General features: G+C 61.6%; 12 protein-coding genes. 5 read left to right on the top strand and 7 right to left on the bottom strand.

Annotation, left to right across the window (positions count from 1 at the left end; all coding sequences use genetic code 11):
• Window positions 1-7 precede the first annotated feature (7 nt).
• Both D2E23_RS00490 and D2E23_RS00485 read left to right on the top strand, forming a co-directional pair.
• Window positions 8-823: a DUF4194 domain-containing protein gene (locus D2E23_RS00490; protein ID WP_126029063.1), complete on the top strand. Its 816-nt coding sequence runs from the start codon at window positions 8-10 to the stop codon at window positions 821-823.
• Between the two features lie 2 nt (window positions 824-825).
• Window positions 826-4,308, top strand: coding sequence for an ATP-binding protein (locus tag D2E23_RS00485; RefSeq protein ID WP_241227177.1), 3,483 nt, complete (start codon window positions 826-828; stop codon window positions 4,306-4,308).
• 70 nt (window positions 4,309-4,378) lie between these two features.
• Here the strand turns inward: D2E23_RS00485 and D2E23_RS00480 are convergent, their stop codons facing one another.
• From D2E23_RS00480 to D2E23_RS00465, 4 genes are all read right to left on the bottom strand, one after another.
• Entirely contained in the window at window positions 4,379-5,425 is a 1,047-nt protein-coding gene (locus D2E23_RS00480; protein ID WP_126029061.1) for a cation diffusion facilitator family transporter, read from the bottom strand.
• A gap of 317 nt (window positions 5,426-5,742) precedes the next feature.
• A complete protein-coding gene (locus tag D2E23_RS00475; RefSeq protein WP_126029060.1) occupies window positions 5,743-7,344 on the bottom strand; it encodes an ABC-F family ATP-binding cassette domain-containing protein in 1,602 nt (533 codons plus the stop codon).
• Between the two features lie 193 nt (window positions 7,345-7,537).
• On the bottom strand, window positions 7,538-8,626 hold the full coding sequence (locus D2E23_RS00470; RefSeq protein WP_241227158.1) for a CTP synthase: 1,089 nt from the start codon (window positions 8,624-8,626) through the stop codon (window positions 7,538-7,540).
• Between the two features lie 175 nt (window positions 8,627-8,801).
• The gene (locus tag D2E23_RS00465) at window positions 8,802-10,094 is read right to left on the bottom strand and encodes an NADH:flavin oxidoreductase/NADH oxidase family protein (protein WP_126029059.1); all 1,293 of its coding nucleotides are present in this window, start codon (window positions 10,092-10,094) and stop codon (window positions 8,802-8,804) included.
• Between the two features lie 145 nt (window positions 10,095-10,239).
• Between D2E23_RS00465 and D2E23_RS00460 the strand changes: the two genes are divergently transcribed.
• The 3 genes from D2E23_RS00460 to D2E23_RS11900 are packed head-to-tail and all read left to right on the top strand — an operon-like array spanning window position 10,240 to window position 12,231.
• Window positions 10,240-10,911, top strand: a complete 672-nt coding sequence (locus D2E23_RS00460; protein WP_126029058.1) for a TetR/AcrR family transcriptional regulator — start codon at window positions 10,240-10,242, stop codon at window positions 10,909-10,911.
• 59 nt (window positions 10,912-10,970) lie between these two features.
• The gene (locus tag D2E23_RS00455; protein WP_241227157.1) at window positions 10,971-11,579 is read left to right on the top strand and encodes a sugar O-acetyltransferase; all 609 of its coding nucleotides are present in this window, start codon (window positions 10,971-10,973) and stop codon (window positions 11,577-11,579) included.
• Window positions 11,580-11,589: 10 nt separating this feature from the next.
• Window positions 11,590-12,231: a sugar O-acetyltransferase gene (locus D2E23_RS11900; RefSeq protein ID WP_126029057.1), complete on the top strand. Its 642-nt coding sequence runs from the start codon at window positions 11,590-11,592 to the stop codon at window positions 12,229-12,231.
• On the opposite strand, the gene D2E23_RS00445 is transcribed toward D2E23_RS11900, so the two are convergent.
• The 3 genes from D2E23_RS00445 to D2E23_RS00435 are packed head-to-tail and all read right to left on the bottom strand — an operon-like array spanning window position 12,228 to window position 14,880.
• Window positions 12,228-12,950 carry a MurR/RpiR family transcriptional regulator gene (locus D2E23_RS00445; RefSeq protein ID WP_126029056.1) on the bottom strand — a complete coding sequence of 241 codons (723 nt, stop codon included), beginning with the start codon at window positions 12,948-12,950 and terminating at the stop codon, window positions 12,228-12,230. The two genes, D2E23_RS11900 and D2E23_RS00445, sit on opposite strands and share 4 nt — an antisense overlap.
• Window positions 12,950-13,429, bottom strand: coding sequence for a KdsC family phosphatase (locus D2E23_RS00440; protein ID WP_126029055.1), 480 nt, complete (start codon window positions 13,427-13,429; stop codon window positions 12,950-12,952). Before D2E23_RS00440 ends, D2E23_RS00445 begins: the two co-directional genes overlap by 1 nt.
• Window positions 13,426-14,880 carry an MATE family efflux transporter gene (locus D2E23_RS00435; RefSeq protein WP_126029054.1) on the bottom strand — a complete coding sequence of 485 codons (1,455 nt, stop codon included), beginning with the start codon at window positions 14,878-14,880 and terminating at the stop codon, window positions 13,426-13,428. The genes D2E23_RS00440 and D2E23_RS00435 overlap by 4 nt, the downstream gene beginning before the upstream one ends.
• Window positions 14,881-14,958 lie beyond the last annotated feature (78 nt).

Raw genomic sequence — 14,958 nt, 5'->3', positions numbered from 1 at the left:
CGCAACGATGACCGGAATGATCGACGACGACGATGCCGTCAACGACGTCAATCCGAACGCCCTGTTCGAAGGTGATCTCAGCACTATGCCTGCCGACGCCCGCATGGCGGCCATTGCGCTCAAGCGCGATCGGTACATCGCCGGCAGCCTGTACGACACGGTATTGGACAATCGAGATGCAGTGGTTCGTTCCCTGAACAACGACATGCTGGAACTGGTGGTCAACGACCGGTATCGCATCATGTACGCCACACCGGTCAGTGGTCCGGACGTAACGATCCGGTCGTTGAAGACCCGTGCGAGCCTGACCCGCGAGGAGGCTGCGCTGCTCGCGTTCCTGCGTATTCGAGTGCTGGAGTACGAGAACGTGAATACCAACGTCGACCAATGGATCGTCGGTTTTGAGGAGATCCGAGCCGCATTGACCACCGGCGCAGGATATCTCGCCGCGCGCAACGACGAGGAGGGCGTGCTGAAGAAGCTGTCCATTACCGTCTCCATGGCGCTGACCCACGGATATCTGACTGCGGTGGAGAACGACGAAGGCATGTACCGCATCACGCCGCTGGTGCCCGTGGTCTTGGATCGTCGGCTCGCCAACGAATGGCTGAACGCGAATCCCACCGCCACCGACACGTCTGAATCCACATCACTGGAAGCGGGAACGGATGAATCGTACGAGGACGACGCTGTGGAAACGGATACCACAGAGCCAGCCGAGCATCGCGCAGTTACGGACGACGCCATAACACTGTTCGACGACGCGGACGACGATCATGACGACGTTCCCGCAGACACCGTGAACGATGAGGAGGGGAAGTGACCATGTCGTACGATATGCAGATCATCGCCGACCGATGGATGCTGGATAGTCGCCGCATCGTCAACTGGGGATCGTACGACGGCTATCACGAGTTCCGTCCGTCCACTGACGACAAGCTTCCGGTGACCCTGCTCGCCGGCGCCAGCGAGTCGGGCAAATCCACGTTGGTGGACGCGCAGATCTCCCTGCTGTACCCGACAGGCACGCCGTTTAACAAAGCGTCCAATGCCGGCCGCTCCGAACGCAGCGACTACACGTATCTGCGCGGCATGCTCGGCTACGGCAACAGCGGCGGCGGGGATGTCCCCGTGTTCCTGCGCGGTCGAGGCGATGACGGCACACCGCAGCCGGTGTGGGGCGCCATCGTGGACACCTACGTGAACCGCACGACCGGTCAGACGCTGTCGTGCGGCAAGTTCCTGTATCTGTCCGCCGGAGACGGTCAGGGAGAGGTTCGCCGCCAGTACGTCACATGGGATCATGCCATCGATCCTCGGCTGATGGACCGGTATCGCGACACCCCGTTCACCCCAACCCAGTTGAAGAACACGTACGACGGGTGCGACACGTTCCCGAACGCCGACGTGTTCCATGCGCACATCTGGCAGATCATGGGTCTGAGCGCGGAGGCATGCCGGCTGCTGCACAAGCTGCAGTCGGCGGATGCCCCATCCCGGCTCGACGACATCTTCAAGCAGGGTGTGCTCGGCGTACCGAAGGCGATCGAACTCGCCCAGGCCGCCGTCACGGACTACGAGCGATACGACGCGAACTTCCGCAGCATGGAGGAGAAGGCCAAGCGAATCGCCAAGCTCAGGGACATTCAGACCAGCCACGACGCCTACGTCGACGCCGTACAGCAGGAACGTGCGTTTACTGCGGTGGACCCCGACGACGAGCGGCAGGGGCATGCGACGGTTGCCGCCTGGGTGACGTCCCGTATGACCGGTGAGGTGCGCGCGCAGCTGCCACTTGACGAGCTCGCGTTGCAACGTCAGGAGCAGGAGCTTGAATCTCTGCAGCGCAAAGTCAATGATCTGCAGGAGCGCGTCACACAGATCGAATCGCAGATGCAGGAGCGCGACGGTGGTAATCTGAGCCGTCTGGAGACGGAGCTCGAGCAGGCCGAGCATGCGCTGGACGACGTACGGGAGCAGCGGAAACGCATGCAGGCACGGTTCACATCCGCCGGTGAAACCATGCCTGCCGATCGGCAGTCGTGGGAGGAATGCCGCGTTCGTCTCGCCGCGCTCGACGCTGATCTCGCGCAGCACAAGGCCGAACTGGAGGAGCGACGCAACACCGCCGTGGAGACGAGCGGCGGCATCAAACGCGAACTGGCCGTGCTGCGTCGCGACTATGAGCGTCAGCGCACGCAGCGCACCCGCATCTCCCAACCGATGGATGAGGCCCGCGCGCTGATCGCCAAGGCCACCGGCCTATCCGTGGCCGAGCTACCGTATGTGGCCGAGCTCATGGACGTACGAGAGGACGCCGAGGAATGGCGGAACGCCATGAACGTGGTGTACGGCCAGCTGGCCCAGACCATTCTCGTGGACAAGCGGCACGAACCGGGATTCGCGGCCAAGGTGAGCGCCATCGACCCCAAGCTGATGGTTCGTCGTACGTGGACGTTCGTGGACACCACGCGGGACTACATCTCCGACAGCGAGAAGGCGTGGATGTCCGGCAAGCTGCGCTATCGGGAGGATTCCCCGTTCGCCGACTGGCTGAAATCCCAGACGTGTTCCGAACGGCTGGACGCCCTGTGCGTGGATGCCATCGACGATGAGGATCGCTCGACGCGGCAGGTGCAGCGTGACGGACAGGTCAAGTCCGGCAAGCATGGCCATCATGGCAGCAAGGGCATGCACCCGGTCATCGGCTTCGTGACCGAGGCGTATCTTGAGGAGCTACGCGACCAGGTCACCGATGCGGAAGCCAGACTGGTCTCCGCCGACGACGAGTACCGCACGGCCAGCAACGACCTGGAGACGCTGCGGGCCAGGGAGGATCTGGCCGAGCAGCTGTCGTACACGCCGTGGGACAAGGTCGACGTCGATGGCGCAGAACGGCGGATCGCTGATCTCGAGGCGACCATCGATGCGATTCGTAACGATCCCGAACTGGCCCGGCTGCTCGACATCAAGCAGGGCCTTGTACGTGAGCTGAACGAGGCCCGTGAACACGCCGTCGAAGCCAAGATGGCAAAGCAGGGAACCGAACAGGCGATCCAGTCGGCGCAGCGGTGGCTGGAAGCGCATGCTCCTGCCGCTTCCGCCACCGCGAACGTAGGGCATACCGCCCGCCCGTCGGAGGAGGGAACGACGACACCGGTACTTGCCGACGATGTTCGTCAGGTGTTGGATGCGGCTTATGAGCGTGCATTCTCCAGCGTGCTCAACCATGATGACCGCGCCCATGTAATCGTCATGGCGGGCGCGGGGAAGACCGATGCCGATGGTGCGGGGAAGTCGTTCGTCGCCAGCACCGTGGCCAGCGTGGAGAGCGACCTTCGTCAGCGGATCGGCATGCTGCGCGCCGGCGTGGGTTCCGCACGGTCCGCCGTAGAGGATCGCATGGCCACGTACTGCGAACTATATGTGCCGGATGACGATACGGTCACGGCCAGCGTGGGGGACTATCGGTTCTATCAGGAGGAGCTGAGGAGTCTATCGCAACTGGCCGCAGTGAACGCCACCAACGAGGAGTACGTGAACTGTCTGGACAAGATGCTCATGGACTTCACTCAGCTCAATCGTGCGATCGACGCCGACGCTCGTGACATCGGCGATCAGCTTGACAAGATCAACGCCATGCTGCGCGGTCAGCAGTTCGGGCCCAAGCATGGCAGCCTGTCCATCGGCGCGGATGTCCGTCGTCCGGAGGCGGCATTCACCGGTCCGTTGAAGCGTACGATGGTCCTGCTCAACGAATGGAAGGCAGGCGGCGTTTCGACGCCGGAGGAGAATCGGCGGGTGTTCGCCCGGTGCGCCGGACTGGTGAACCGTCTCCGAACCGAGCTTGAGCAGGTACGTGACGCAAACGGCATCCGCAGCTACGGCGCCCGCAATCTGGATCCACGCTGCCGATCATCGTTCTACGCGGTCGTGCATCACAAGGACGGCGAAGACGAGCGCATCACGTCCACCGGCGGCAAGTCGGGTGGCGCGTTGCAGGAGCTCACCTCGTTCGTGTACGGCGCCGCGCTGATCTACCTGTTGGGTGGCGACGTGACCGGCCAGCCCACGTACACCACGCTGTTCCTGGACGAGGCGTTGATCAAGGCCGACGGCCGGTATACGCAACGTGCGCTGTCCGTGCTGCCGCGGCTGGGATTCCAGGTCATCGTATCCGCTCCGGAAAGCAAGACAGCGGAGATTCTCGAGGTCTCTTCGAAGGCCTACGTGGCCTACAAGGATCCCGACACCTCCCGCTCCTACCTACAGGAGGTCCTACTGGACGACAACGGTTCGGCGCAGTAGTCCACCTATAGGGAAAGGCGTCGTGATTGTCCGTGCAATCATGACGCCTTTCACGTTCGACCGGGTCGGTTTACAGTTCGATCGGTTTGCTGTGGTCCTTGCGGTAGATGTCGGGTTCCACGTAGATCTCGAACGTGTACCATGGCAGGGCGTTGCGCACTGAGGTCTCAAGCTTGTCGACGGTCTGCACATCAAAGTCGCGGTCGAGTTTCGAGGTTTCGATCTTGACGCACAGCAGGATGTCGTTTTCGGACATGTGCACGGTCTGCATGTTGAGCAGGCGTGTTACGCCGGGCGTCGCGTTGACGGCATCGACGATCTTGGAACGCGTGTCCGGGTCGACCGCTTCGCCGATCAGCAGGGATCCGGATTTGAAGGCGAGCAGCAGGGATCCGCAGATCAGCACCAGGCCGACCATGAGACCACCGACGGCATCCCAGAGTTCGTTGTCGAGCAGAATAGCCAGTCCGATGCCCGCGCCTGCGAAGGCGAGGCCAATGAGCGCGAGCGTGTCCTCCATGATCACGGCCGCGAGTTCGGCGGACTTGGTGCGTCCCCAGAACTTGTACAGCCCCATGTGCGGGGTGTTGGTGCGCTTCATGCGCTCGTTGGCTTCCTTGGCGCTCTGATGCAGACCGTAGCCTTCCAGGCATGCGCTAATGGCAACGACGGCGAGCGCGACGAGGAGTTCTCCCTGATTGGCGTCGCGCATGGCCGGGTTTTCCGCGACGGCGACGATCTTTTTGATGGCTTCGGAGGTGGAGAAGAAGCCGCCGACGAAGAAGAGGAGGGTGGCGACGACGAATGATGCGAGGTATTTGGCGCGGTAGAGGCCGAATGGGTGGTCGCCGTCGGTTTTGTGGTGGGAGAATCGTCCGCCGATCATGAGGACGATTTCGTTGGAGCAGTCGGCGATGGAGTGTACGGATTCGGAGAGCATGGCGGATGAGCCGGTGAATACTGCTGCGCAGAGTTTGGCGATGGCTACGCCGATGTTGGCGGCGAGTGCGGCTTTGACGGCTGATCCTGCGTGCTTGCTTTCCTGTACCGGCTTGGGTGCCGTGTGGTTGGTGTTGGTTGTTGTAGCCTGTGTAGCCGAATCCGTGGATTCGTCCATGGCGGTTCACCCCGTTCTTCCCTGACATTGATTGCGTAAACAGCATTCAGTATATGCCGTTGTCGCGTCTGGGATGTCGGGTTTCGCGGGATTGTGGCCAAGCCGTGGCTCATATGTGATGTGGTAGTCGAAACGAACGTTGTGATCGCGCACGTTCGTCCGGACCTGTCTCGTTTCAACTACCGGTCTAGCGGCTCAGCTCCAAGGCCTTCAACCCCCAGGTGGGTTGCCGAGGAATAACGCGTGCGGCAGCAAGGCGCACCGAAGGAAGACGTACAACGGTACGTCGACTGAGGAGCAACGCGGCTGACGCTCCGTTATTCCTCGGCAACCAGGTCGAGGTAGTCGTCGCTCCACAGATCCTCGTCCCCGTCGGGCATGAGGAGCACGCGTTCGGGGTTGAGGGCTTTGACGGCGCCTTCGTCGTGGGTGACGAGGACGATGGCGCCCTCGTATTTGGCGATGGCTTTGAGGATTTCGTCGCGGGATGCGGGGTCGAGGTTGTTGGTGGGCTCGTCGAGGAGGAGTACGTTGGCGCGTGAGGTGACGAGGGTGGCGAGTGCGAGTCGGGTCTTTTCGCCGCCGGAGAGGACGTGGGTGGGTTTGAGCGCGTCGTCTCCGGAGAAGAGGAAAGATCCGAGGATGCTGCGGGCCTGGGTGTCGTTGAGTTCGGGCGCGACGTGGGTGAGGTTCTCAAGCACGGTCACGTCGTTGTCGAGGGTGTCGTGTTCCTGGGCAAAGTAGCCGATCTTGGCGCCGTGCCCGAAGACGACTTCGCCGGTGTCGGGCTTGTCGATGCCGGCGAGGATGCGCAGGGTGGTGGTTTTTCCGGCGCCGTTGTAGCCGAGGATGACGACGCGGGATCCCTTGTCGATGGCGAGATTGACGCCGGCGAAAACGATGTTGGATCCGAACGCCTTGGAGATGTCCTTGGCCATGATGGGGGTGCGGCCACAGGGTGCGGGTTCGGGGAAGCGGATGTCGGCGACCTTTTCCTGCTTCTGGGCTTCGCTGGTTTCGGAGAGGAGTTTCTCGGCGCGGCGCATCATGTTCTGCGCGGCGGTGGCCTTGGTGGCCTTGGCGTGGAGGCGGATGCCCTGCTTCATGAGGCGTTCGGCCTTCTTTTCGGCAACTTCGCGTTCGCGGCGACGGCGTTCCTCGTCGACGGCGCGCTGGTGCAGGTAGGCTTTCCAGCCGAGGGAGTACATGTCGATCTGGCCGAGCTGGGCGTCGAGGTGCCAGACCTTGTTGACGACTTCGTCGAGGAGTTCGGTGGAGTGGGAGATGACGAGGAAGCCGCCCTGGAACTTCTTGAGGTAGTCGCGCAGCCATTCGATGGAGTCGGCGTCGAGATGGTTGGTGGGCTCGTCGAGGATCATGGTGTCGGCGTTGGAGAAGAGGATGCGAGCCAGTTCGATGCGTCGACGCTGGCCGCCGGAGAGGGTGCCGAGTTCGCGCTTGAGGACTTCCTGGTCGAGGCCGAGGCTTTCGGCCATGACGATGGCTTCGGACTGGACGGCGTAGCCGCCGGCGTTTTCGAAGTCCTGCTGCGCCTTGTCGTAGCGCTTCATGGCCTTGTCCATGATGTCGGGATCGGGGTTGGTCATGTCCTTTTCCGCTTTGCGGATGCGGGTGAGGATGGTGTTGATGTCGCGGGCGCTCATGATGCGGTCGAGCGCGGTCTGCTCCTGGTCGCCGGTGTGCGTGTCCTGCGGCAGGTAGCCGAGTTTGCCGGTGACGCGCACCTTGCCGGCGGTGGGCAGCATGCTACCGGTGATGACGCGAGTGAGGGTGGTCTTGCCGGCGCCGTTACGGCCGACCAGACCGATGCGGTCACCCTTCGCCACGTGGAAGTCCGTGGGGTTGAGCAGCGTACGTGCGCCGATGCGGATTTCCAGTCCCTGTGCGTCAATTGCCATGGTTCACCTGCCGTCAGTTCGTTGTTCTCTCGTAAAGTCCAACCGACCATGATACCGAACGGTCTGCCGAATCGGAACAGTGGTGATGCCGCCACGAATCCTGCATAACTCCGCGCCGTCACGACGGTCGCGCGCAGTCACACAGGATACGGGCCCGAAAAACGTGCGTAACTACGCGCGACCTTCGTCATATTCACCATTCCCGTCCGTGCATGTCGAGACGACGTTCATACCGCGGGTCGGCGACGGCCATCGGCACGCCTGCGGTCAGCAGTTTACGACGTAGGGGAGTGCGTCGTATCACCTCGTCATAGTCCGTGCGGATGATGGCCGTGACCTTGGCACGTCGCAGCGCGTCCTCCCTTGCCCGTTCCCTGCGTACCACATCCCGCACGTCCCGCCGGTTCGTCATGGCCGGATCGACATATTTGCGCGTACCGTCATACTCCAGCACGATCACGCGTCCATCCGACGTATGCCATACGAAATCGGCACGGTACCGAACCCGTGGATCATCCGGATCAATGAATACGTGCTGCAGTTCCGGTACCGCGAACCCCTCTTCGATGATCGTGCCATAGCACAGCGATTCGCCACCGTTCTCGTTGAGGGGATTGGTGTACCGCAACAGTCGCATGACCGGTCCGCAGTCTGCCCGCAACCCATCGCACAGTTCGAGGAGCCCCTCCCGAGTGGCCAGATTGCGCCGCAGTGCGGAATCAAACATCGGCAGCGTCTGCACAAACGGATACCGCAATCCGCAGTCAACCAGCGTACGGGCTGGTGTCGTGATACGCATAGTGTTGACGACGTCGCCGATTCCGTCATACGTTGCCGGGTCCGGCAGTATGAGCGTCCCGAACCGCCCGCCATCGATACGGTCAACCACCGTGCGAACCGGAGTGTCCGTCAGGACGATGTGCCGCAATTGCGGGTGGGTACCCGCCGAACGGCCGCGGGGCGCGGCAATGTAGATCAGACCATCGGCGTGCAGACCCCATGGATACTCAAGACTCAGGATTGCGGCGGCACTGAGTCCGGCGAACACACGACCCGGATACTGCTGCGCCATCGTACGAATGATGTGTCGCGAGCGTTCCGGAGGCGGCAGCGTGCTCCAGTATTCCGAGTCCGCATACATGTTGCGGTACGGTCGCACCAGTTGTCCGACGCGTGTTCTGGCGTATGCCGCCTGCTGCTGTGATCGACTCGTCGGATAAAAGCAGCGTCGGGCTCGTTCCGCCTGGGTGCGGAGTCGTTCAATATCGTTGTTCGTTCTCATGCAACGATGATGAACGATCAGAGAACGTCGCGGCAAGGCGGATCGGAGCATGTGGTCGAATGTCACGCCATTGTGGATAACTCGGCTGCATAACTCCGCGCCGTCACGACGGTTTCGCGTAGTTACGCACGCTACGGACCCGGAAAACGTGCGTAACTACGCGACTCGTCGTGTGCTACTGGCGGCCTTTGCGACGGCGTGGCGTCAGCGCGGCAGGCCCGTGCTTGCCGATCGCGAAACACAGTGCGCGCATTCCGCCAATGCGGGGATTCGGTTTCCGTCCGCGTCCGATGCGGTTCATCTGCAATTCGAACCAGCTGATGACGAGGATGCCGCCGAATGCCTTGTCGAGCGCCTTGAGGCCGGTCGTCACCCACGGCAGATCGACGGTTCCTTCCCAATGGTCGCGGATGATGCGCTTGGGCAGATCGGGGACGAGCGCCAAGGGACGAGCGACGCCGATCATCTGCGTGATGTCCTCGTCGAGTGCGCGCTCCATGTCGCGTACGCTGCGGAATCCCCCGGTCAGCGCGATCGGTACGGTGAGCTCGTCTTTGACGCGGCGCGCGAACTCGGTGAAGTACACGCCACGCCTACGATCCTCGACGGCACCACTGGTGGTTTGGATGACCGGCTGTTCGAGGGTTCCGCCGGAGATGTCGATGAGGTCGACGCCTCGTCGTTCAAGCTGCTTCATGACCCAGATCGACTCCGTCTCGTCGAATCCAGCGAACACGACATCCTTGGCACCGGTCTTCACCGCGATCGGCACATCGCTCGAGTTGAGTTTGACCGCGACGGGGAACGCAGGACCGACCGCTTCGCGCACCGCATCGAACACCTCGAACAGGAAGCGTGCGCGATGCTCGATATCGCCGCCGTATTCATCGGTGCGACGGTTGTCGGCGGAGGAGAGGAACTGGTTGATGAGATAGCCGTGGGCGGCATGGATCTCCACGCCTGTGAATCCGGCTTTCTTCGCGATACGGGCGGTGTTGGCGAACCGACGCACGATGTCGTGGATCTGCTCGACCGTCAGTTCGGTCGGTTCGGCGAAGAATCGACCGTAGTCGCCTTCGAGCTTTCCTCCGCTGGGCGCATAGGGATGCTGGTTGATGGTGATGGGGGACTGTCGTCCTGGATGGTTGATCTGTATCCAGCAGTGGGTGCCGTTGCTGGTGCCGGCCTTGGCCCAGCGACGCAGCATGGCAAGATCGCGTTCATCTTCGACCGCCACGTTGCCCGGCTCGCCCAGCTGGGTGCGGTCGACCATCACGTTGCCGGTGACCAGCACGCCGGCCCCGCCGTCGGCCCACGTACGGTAGAGGCGTACGTGCCTCTCGGTGGGCGCACAGTTCCGACCCGCCATCGCTTCGTTCATCGCCGACTTGTAGAAGCGGTTCTTCACCGTCACACCGCAGGGCAACGTGAGTGGTGCGGCGACTCTGGGCGCGTGATTGTTCGTCATGGCTTCCTCCATCTGTTTGCGAATGTCTACAGTTGTACAACTGTCTAAACTTGAGAGTAGTCGATTTTTAGACAGTTGCAAAATTACGGACGTTGCGCTAGCGTGAAACCATTGCCATGCCTTGCAACACACCGAGGGGAGCCCCATGAAAAAAGATCTCAGCGGCAAGCTCACACGCGGAACCATCCGCACGCTCGACGCGTTCTTCGACGCGATGACAGGGTTGCTGCGCACCAAGCCCCTCACCGCGATCAGCATCAACGAGCTCTGCGAGACGAGCTCCTACCCACGTGCCACGTTCTACAACTACTTCGACGATCGCGACGATCTGGTGAACTACTGCTGGACCACGCTGGCGGGGCGGGCAAACATGACCGACCTCGAATCGATCGAACCGGAGCGCCGCGTGGATGTCGCCCTCGATGCAATGGCGGACCTGCTTGAATCGAACGCGGACCTGCTCGCAGCCATATTGGAGCACAATCCCGCCGACGGTCCGCTGTTCATAAGCCTGCGCGCATTCATCGCCGAACGCGCGCGCATGCTCATGCAGGCCTGCACCGATCACGGACGACACGACCTGCCCGATGAACTGATCGCCGACCACTATGCCTCCACGCTGATGCTTGTTCTCGACTGGGCCTACCTTCGCGGCCACGCACTCACCCGTGAGCAACTCCACCACTACGCCCACGCCCTGCTCAACGGCGCATGCGTTCCATTCCCGAAACAGGATGTTCCACATGTCCCGTCCGGCAACCAAGTCGACTACGACGCTTCTACGATGGGTGTCGACAACGAACGAAAGGACGCATGATGGCGGATACGAGTTCACCCGATCGACCGAATCCACAGACGGATGGCGTAGAACGACCGTTGACCAACGCGGAGCGTAAGGACGCCGGGCTGCCGTACCACTACGACGATCCGGCGATCATGGATGGTCAGCTGGCCTGGCAGGAGAAGCTGTGGGCATACAACCAGACCAAACCCACCGAGCAGGAGAAACGGCAGAACCTACTGAAGGACATGTGTGCCGAGGTGGGAGAGGGATGTCATGTGGAGACGCCGCTGCATGCGAACAACGGGTGCCGTCGCGTGCGCATGGGTCGCGGCATCTACATCAACGCGTTCATGAGCATGGTGGATGATGCGGAGATCACGATCGGTGACTACGCCATGTTCGGCCCGAACGTCACGATCGCCACGGCCGGGCACCCGATCCTGCCGATCCTGCGCGAACACCATTACACGTATGCGATTCCCGTGCATATCGGACGCAACGTGTGGGTGGGGTCGAACGTGTCGATCCTGCCCGGTGTGACGATCGGCGACAATTCGGTGATCGGCGCCGGTTCGGTGGTCGTGGACGACATCCCCGCCAACGTGGTCGCGGTCGGCGTGCCGTGCAGACCGGTTCGCGAGATCGGCGAGAAGGACCGCGAATACTACTTCAAGAACCGTCGCCTCGACGTGTGGGAATAGAAGGGCCACAATGGAAGCAAGCAAACCGGAGCACACCGAACTGGACAAATGCATGGCCGGGGAGATCTACGACTGCCATGATCCGATCTTCCTCGACTACAAGAACCATGCCCGCCGTCTGCTAGCCGAATACAACCGGCTCGCCTACGACGAAAAGGAGCGCAAGACCACGATCCTGCGCGAACTGTTCGGATCGATCGGAGAAAACGTGTCCGTGGGACTGCCGTTCATCTGCGACTACGGACGCAACATCCACATCGGGTCGAACGTGTCGGTGAACATGAACTGCACGTTCGTGGACTGCAACACCATCACTATCGGCTCGGACACGCTGATCGCCTCCAACGTGCAGCTGTACACGGCCACTCATCCGGTAGAACTGCATGATCGCCTGCGCGAGGATTGGACGCCGGGAGACGCCCGATACCGGTGGCATACCTACGCCCGGCCCATCACAATCGGCCGGGGATGCTGGCTGGGCGGCGGCGTGATCGTGCTGCCGGGCGTGACCATCGGCGCCGGCACGGTGATCGGCGCGGGATCGGTCGTCACCAGGGACATTCCGGCCAATGTGGTCGCGGTCGGCAACCCCTGTCGTGTTCTGCGCCGGATCAACGACGACGAATCCGCCACGACAGACGACGACCGTTAGCGCAGACGACGTCCCAGCGATTCGATGACGAACAGTGCGGGAACCTGCGTGGTGGCGTTGTATCCGCCGTTCACCCGCTGTGACGGCAGCCCCGCACTGAATGACCAGTCGCACAGCCGCTCCAGTGTGGAGTGCACGCTGTTCGTCACACCCAGCGTCACGCTTCCCGCTGCTCGGAACGCCTCCACGGCCTTCACCAGTTTGGGAGTCTCTCCGCTTTCCGATACCGCGATCACAGCCATGTGATCACGCGCATAGGCGGAGACCGGATAGAAGGCGTCGGTCATGCCGACGGCGAAGATGCCGAGATTGGCGAACAGGCGGGCCCCGTATTCGGCGATCACCCCGGAGGAACCCTCGCCGATGAACACGATCGGTTCCGCATCGCCGATCAGTCGTACGGCAGAGTCGAGATGTTCCTCGAACGCGGGGGAGTTCGCCCGATCGAAGAACAACGCCAGATCGTGCAGATCCTGCCGAGGCTCCAGTCGAGGCACGGTTCGTCTCTCGTTCTCCTCGCGCAACGCGTTGCGAAACTCCGTATAGCCGGGGTATCCGAGCTTGTCGCACCAGCGCAGGATCGTGGACGGCGAGACGAACGTGGCGGCGGCAAGCTCGCGAATGGTCATGTACGCCACGGATTCCGTATGCGCGATCACATACCGGTAGATACCGGTCTCCGTGTCGTTGAACCGTTGGATGTCCTCGAAGGAGAACATCAGCGTTCGGCCTCGTTCAGTCGGATCATATGTTCGATGAATTCACGAACAGCACCGCGGCCGCCGTCCCGTCGACAGACGTAGTCGACGACGTCGATGATGCCCTGCGTGCTATCGGCCGGGCATCCGGACAGTCCCGCAAATCGGATGGCTTCCAGATCGTTGAAATCGTCGCCAATGTAGGCGACCTCGTTCGGCGTGAGTCCACGCTCCTCCATGAGACGTCTCAGCAGCGGAAGCTTATCGTGCACGCCCTGATACAGCTCGGTGATGCCGAGCTCATCCGCGCGACGAGCGAGGATCGTCGAGTTGCGTCCGGTGATGATCATCGGTGTGATCCCCGCGGCGGGCAGCAGATGCTTGATCCCGTATCCGTCCTTGCAGTTGAACGTCTTCATCATCTCGCCGTCGGCGCCGATGCAGATGCGCCCGTCGGTCAGCGTGCCGTCCACATCCATTACCAGCAGTCGAATCGTCATGCGTTGGCTCCTTTCCTCTTTCCGCCGCGCAGTTCCGGCAGCATCACGATGAACAGAACGATGGCGATGATCGCGGTGATCAGATCGGAGATGGCCTGTGCGGCGATCACCCCATCGTATCCGGCCATGCGGGAGGCGACCGCCAGCACGACGACCAGCACCACTCCCTGACGGCTGAGCGACAGGATGAATGCGCCAAGCGCCTTGCCGGTGGATTGGAACGTGCAGGTGGTCACCATGATGATGCCGACGCACACCAGGCTGAGCAGCTGCACGCGCAGCATGCCCGCACCCAGATCGATGATGTGCCGGTCATTGATGAAGAAGCCCATGAGTTGACGGTCGAATATGCTGAGCAAGACGGTCATGATAATGGCGAAGCAGCTGAGGAAAATATAGGAGAATCTGAGGATTCCGGCCAGACGCCTCATGTTGCGCGCACCGTAGTTGTAGCCGATGAGCGCCTGAGCGCCGAACGCGAAACCAACGAACACGGATACGGCGATCATGATGACCTTCAACGCGATGCCCATGGCGGCGACCGGATCGTTGCCGTAACGCAGCAGATACAGGTTCACCATGATGATGCCGAAACTCTGCGTGAAGCTGGTGATGGCCGAGGGAATGCCGATGACGAGAATGTCCTTGATCTCCAGGGATGTGATGTTGAGCAGACGGCGGCGCACCGGCACCGGATGCTCCTCGAACGCCCTGCCGTAGGTTTTGCCGGAATCATGCGCGGCGCGGCCGGTATCGGCGTTGGAACGCAGCATGAGCCGCGGATCGATCGACAGGTTGGTGCTGCGGAACAGCAGGAACCAGACAAAGTATGCATCAGTGCACACGTTGGCCAATACGGTGGCGAACGCGGAGCCGGCGGCGCCCCAGCCGAATCCCTGAATGAACAGCGGGTTGAGGATGATGTTGATCACAGTGCCGGCGATCTGACCGATCATGGACGGTACGGCATGCCCCTCGGTGCGTAGCTGATTGACCGGCGTCATGGAGACGATGATGAGCGGTGAACCGATGAGGATCCAAGTATAGTATGCGGAGGCGTACGACCAGGTGGCATCATTCGCGCCGAGCAGACGCAGGATCGGATCATGGAAGATCAACCCGAATGCCATGACGAGGATGCCGACGAGCAACGCTCCGTAGAAGCAGAATACGCTGAGTCTTTTGCCATCGGCGTACCGGTGCTGACCGAAAAGCCGGGAGATGACGGAACTGCCGCCAAGACCGAAGATGTCGCCAATGGCAATCATGACCATGAACACGGGCGCGGACAGGGACACGCCCGCCACCATGTTCGCATCGCCGGTGTGGGCAATGAAATACGTATCGACCATGTTGTAGACGAGGGTGACGAGCATGCTCATCACCACGGGCATGGCCAGACTGAAATACGCCTTGGGGATCGGCGCCCTCTCAAACAGTTCGCTATCCATCAGTCGCCTCTGTTCTCCGTTCCTGTTCTCACGCTTTCCAATGGGTAAGTTAATCGCATGAGTCTGGACATTCATCCA

Source organism: Bifidobacterium callimiconis, from assembly GCF_003952005.1.
In the GTDB taxonomy this organism is placed as follows: domain Bacteria; phylum Actinomycetota; class Actinomycetes; order Actinomycetales; family Bifidobacteriaceae; genus Galliscardovia; species Galliscardovia callimiconis.
The sequence above is the reverse complement of the archived record's forward strand: the minus strand, read 5'-3'. Positions and strand labels throughout refer to the sequence as shown.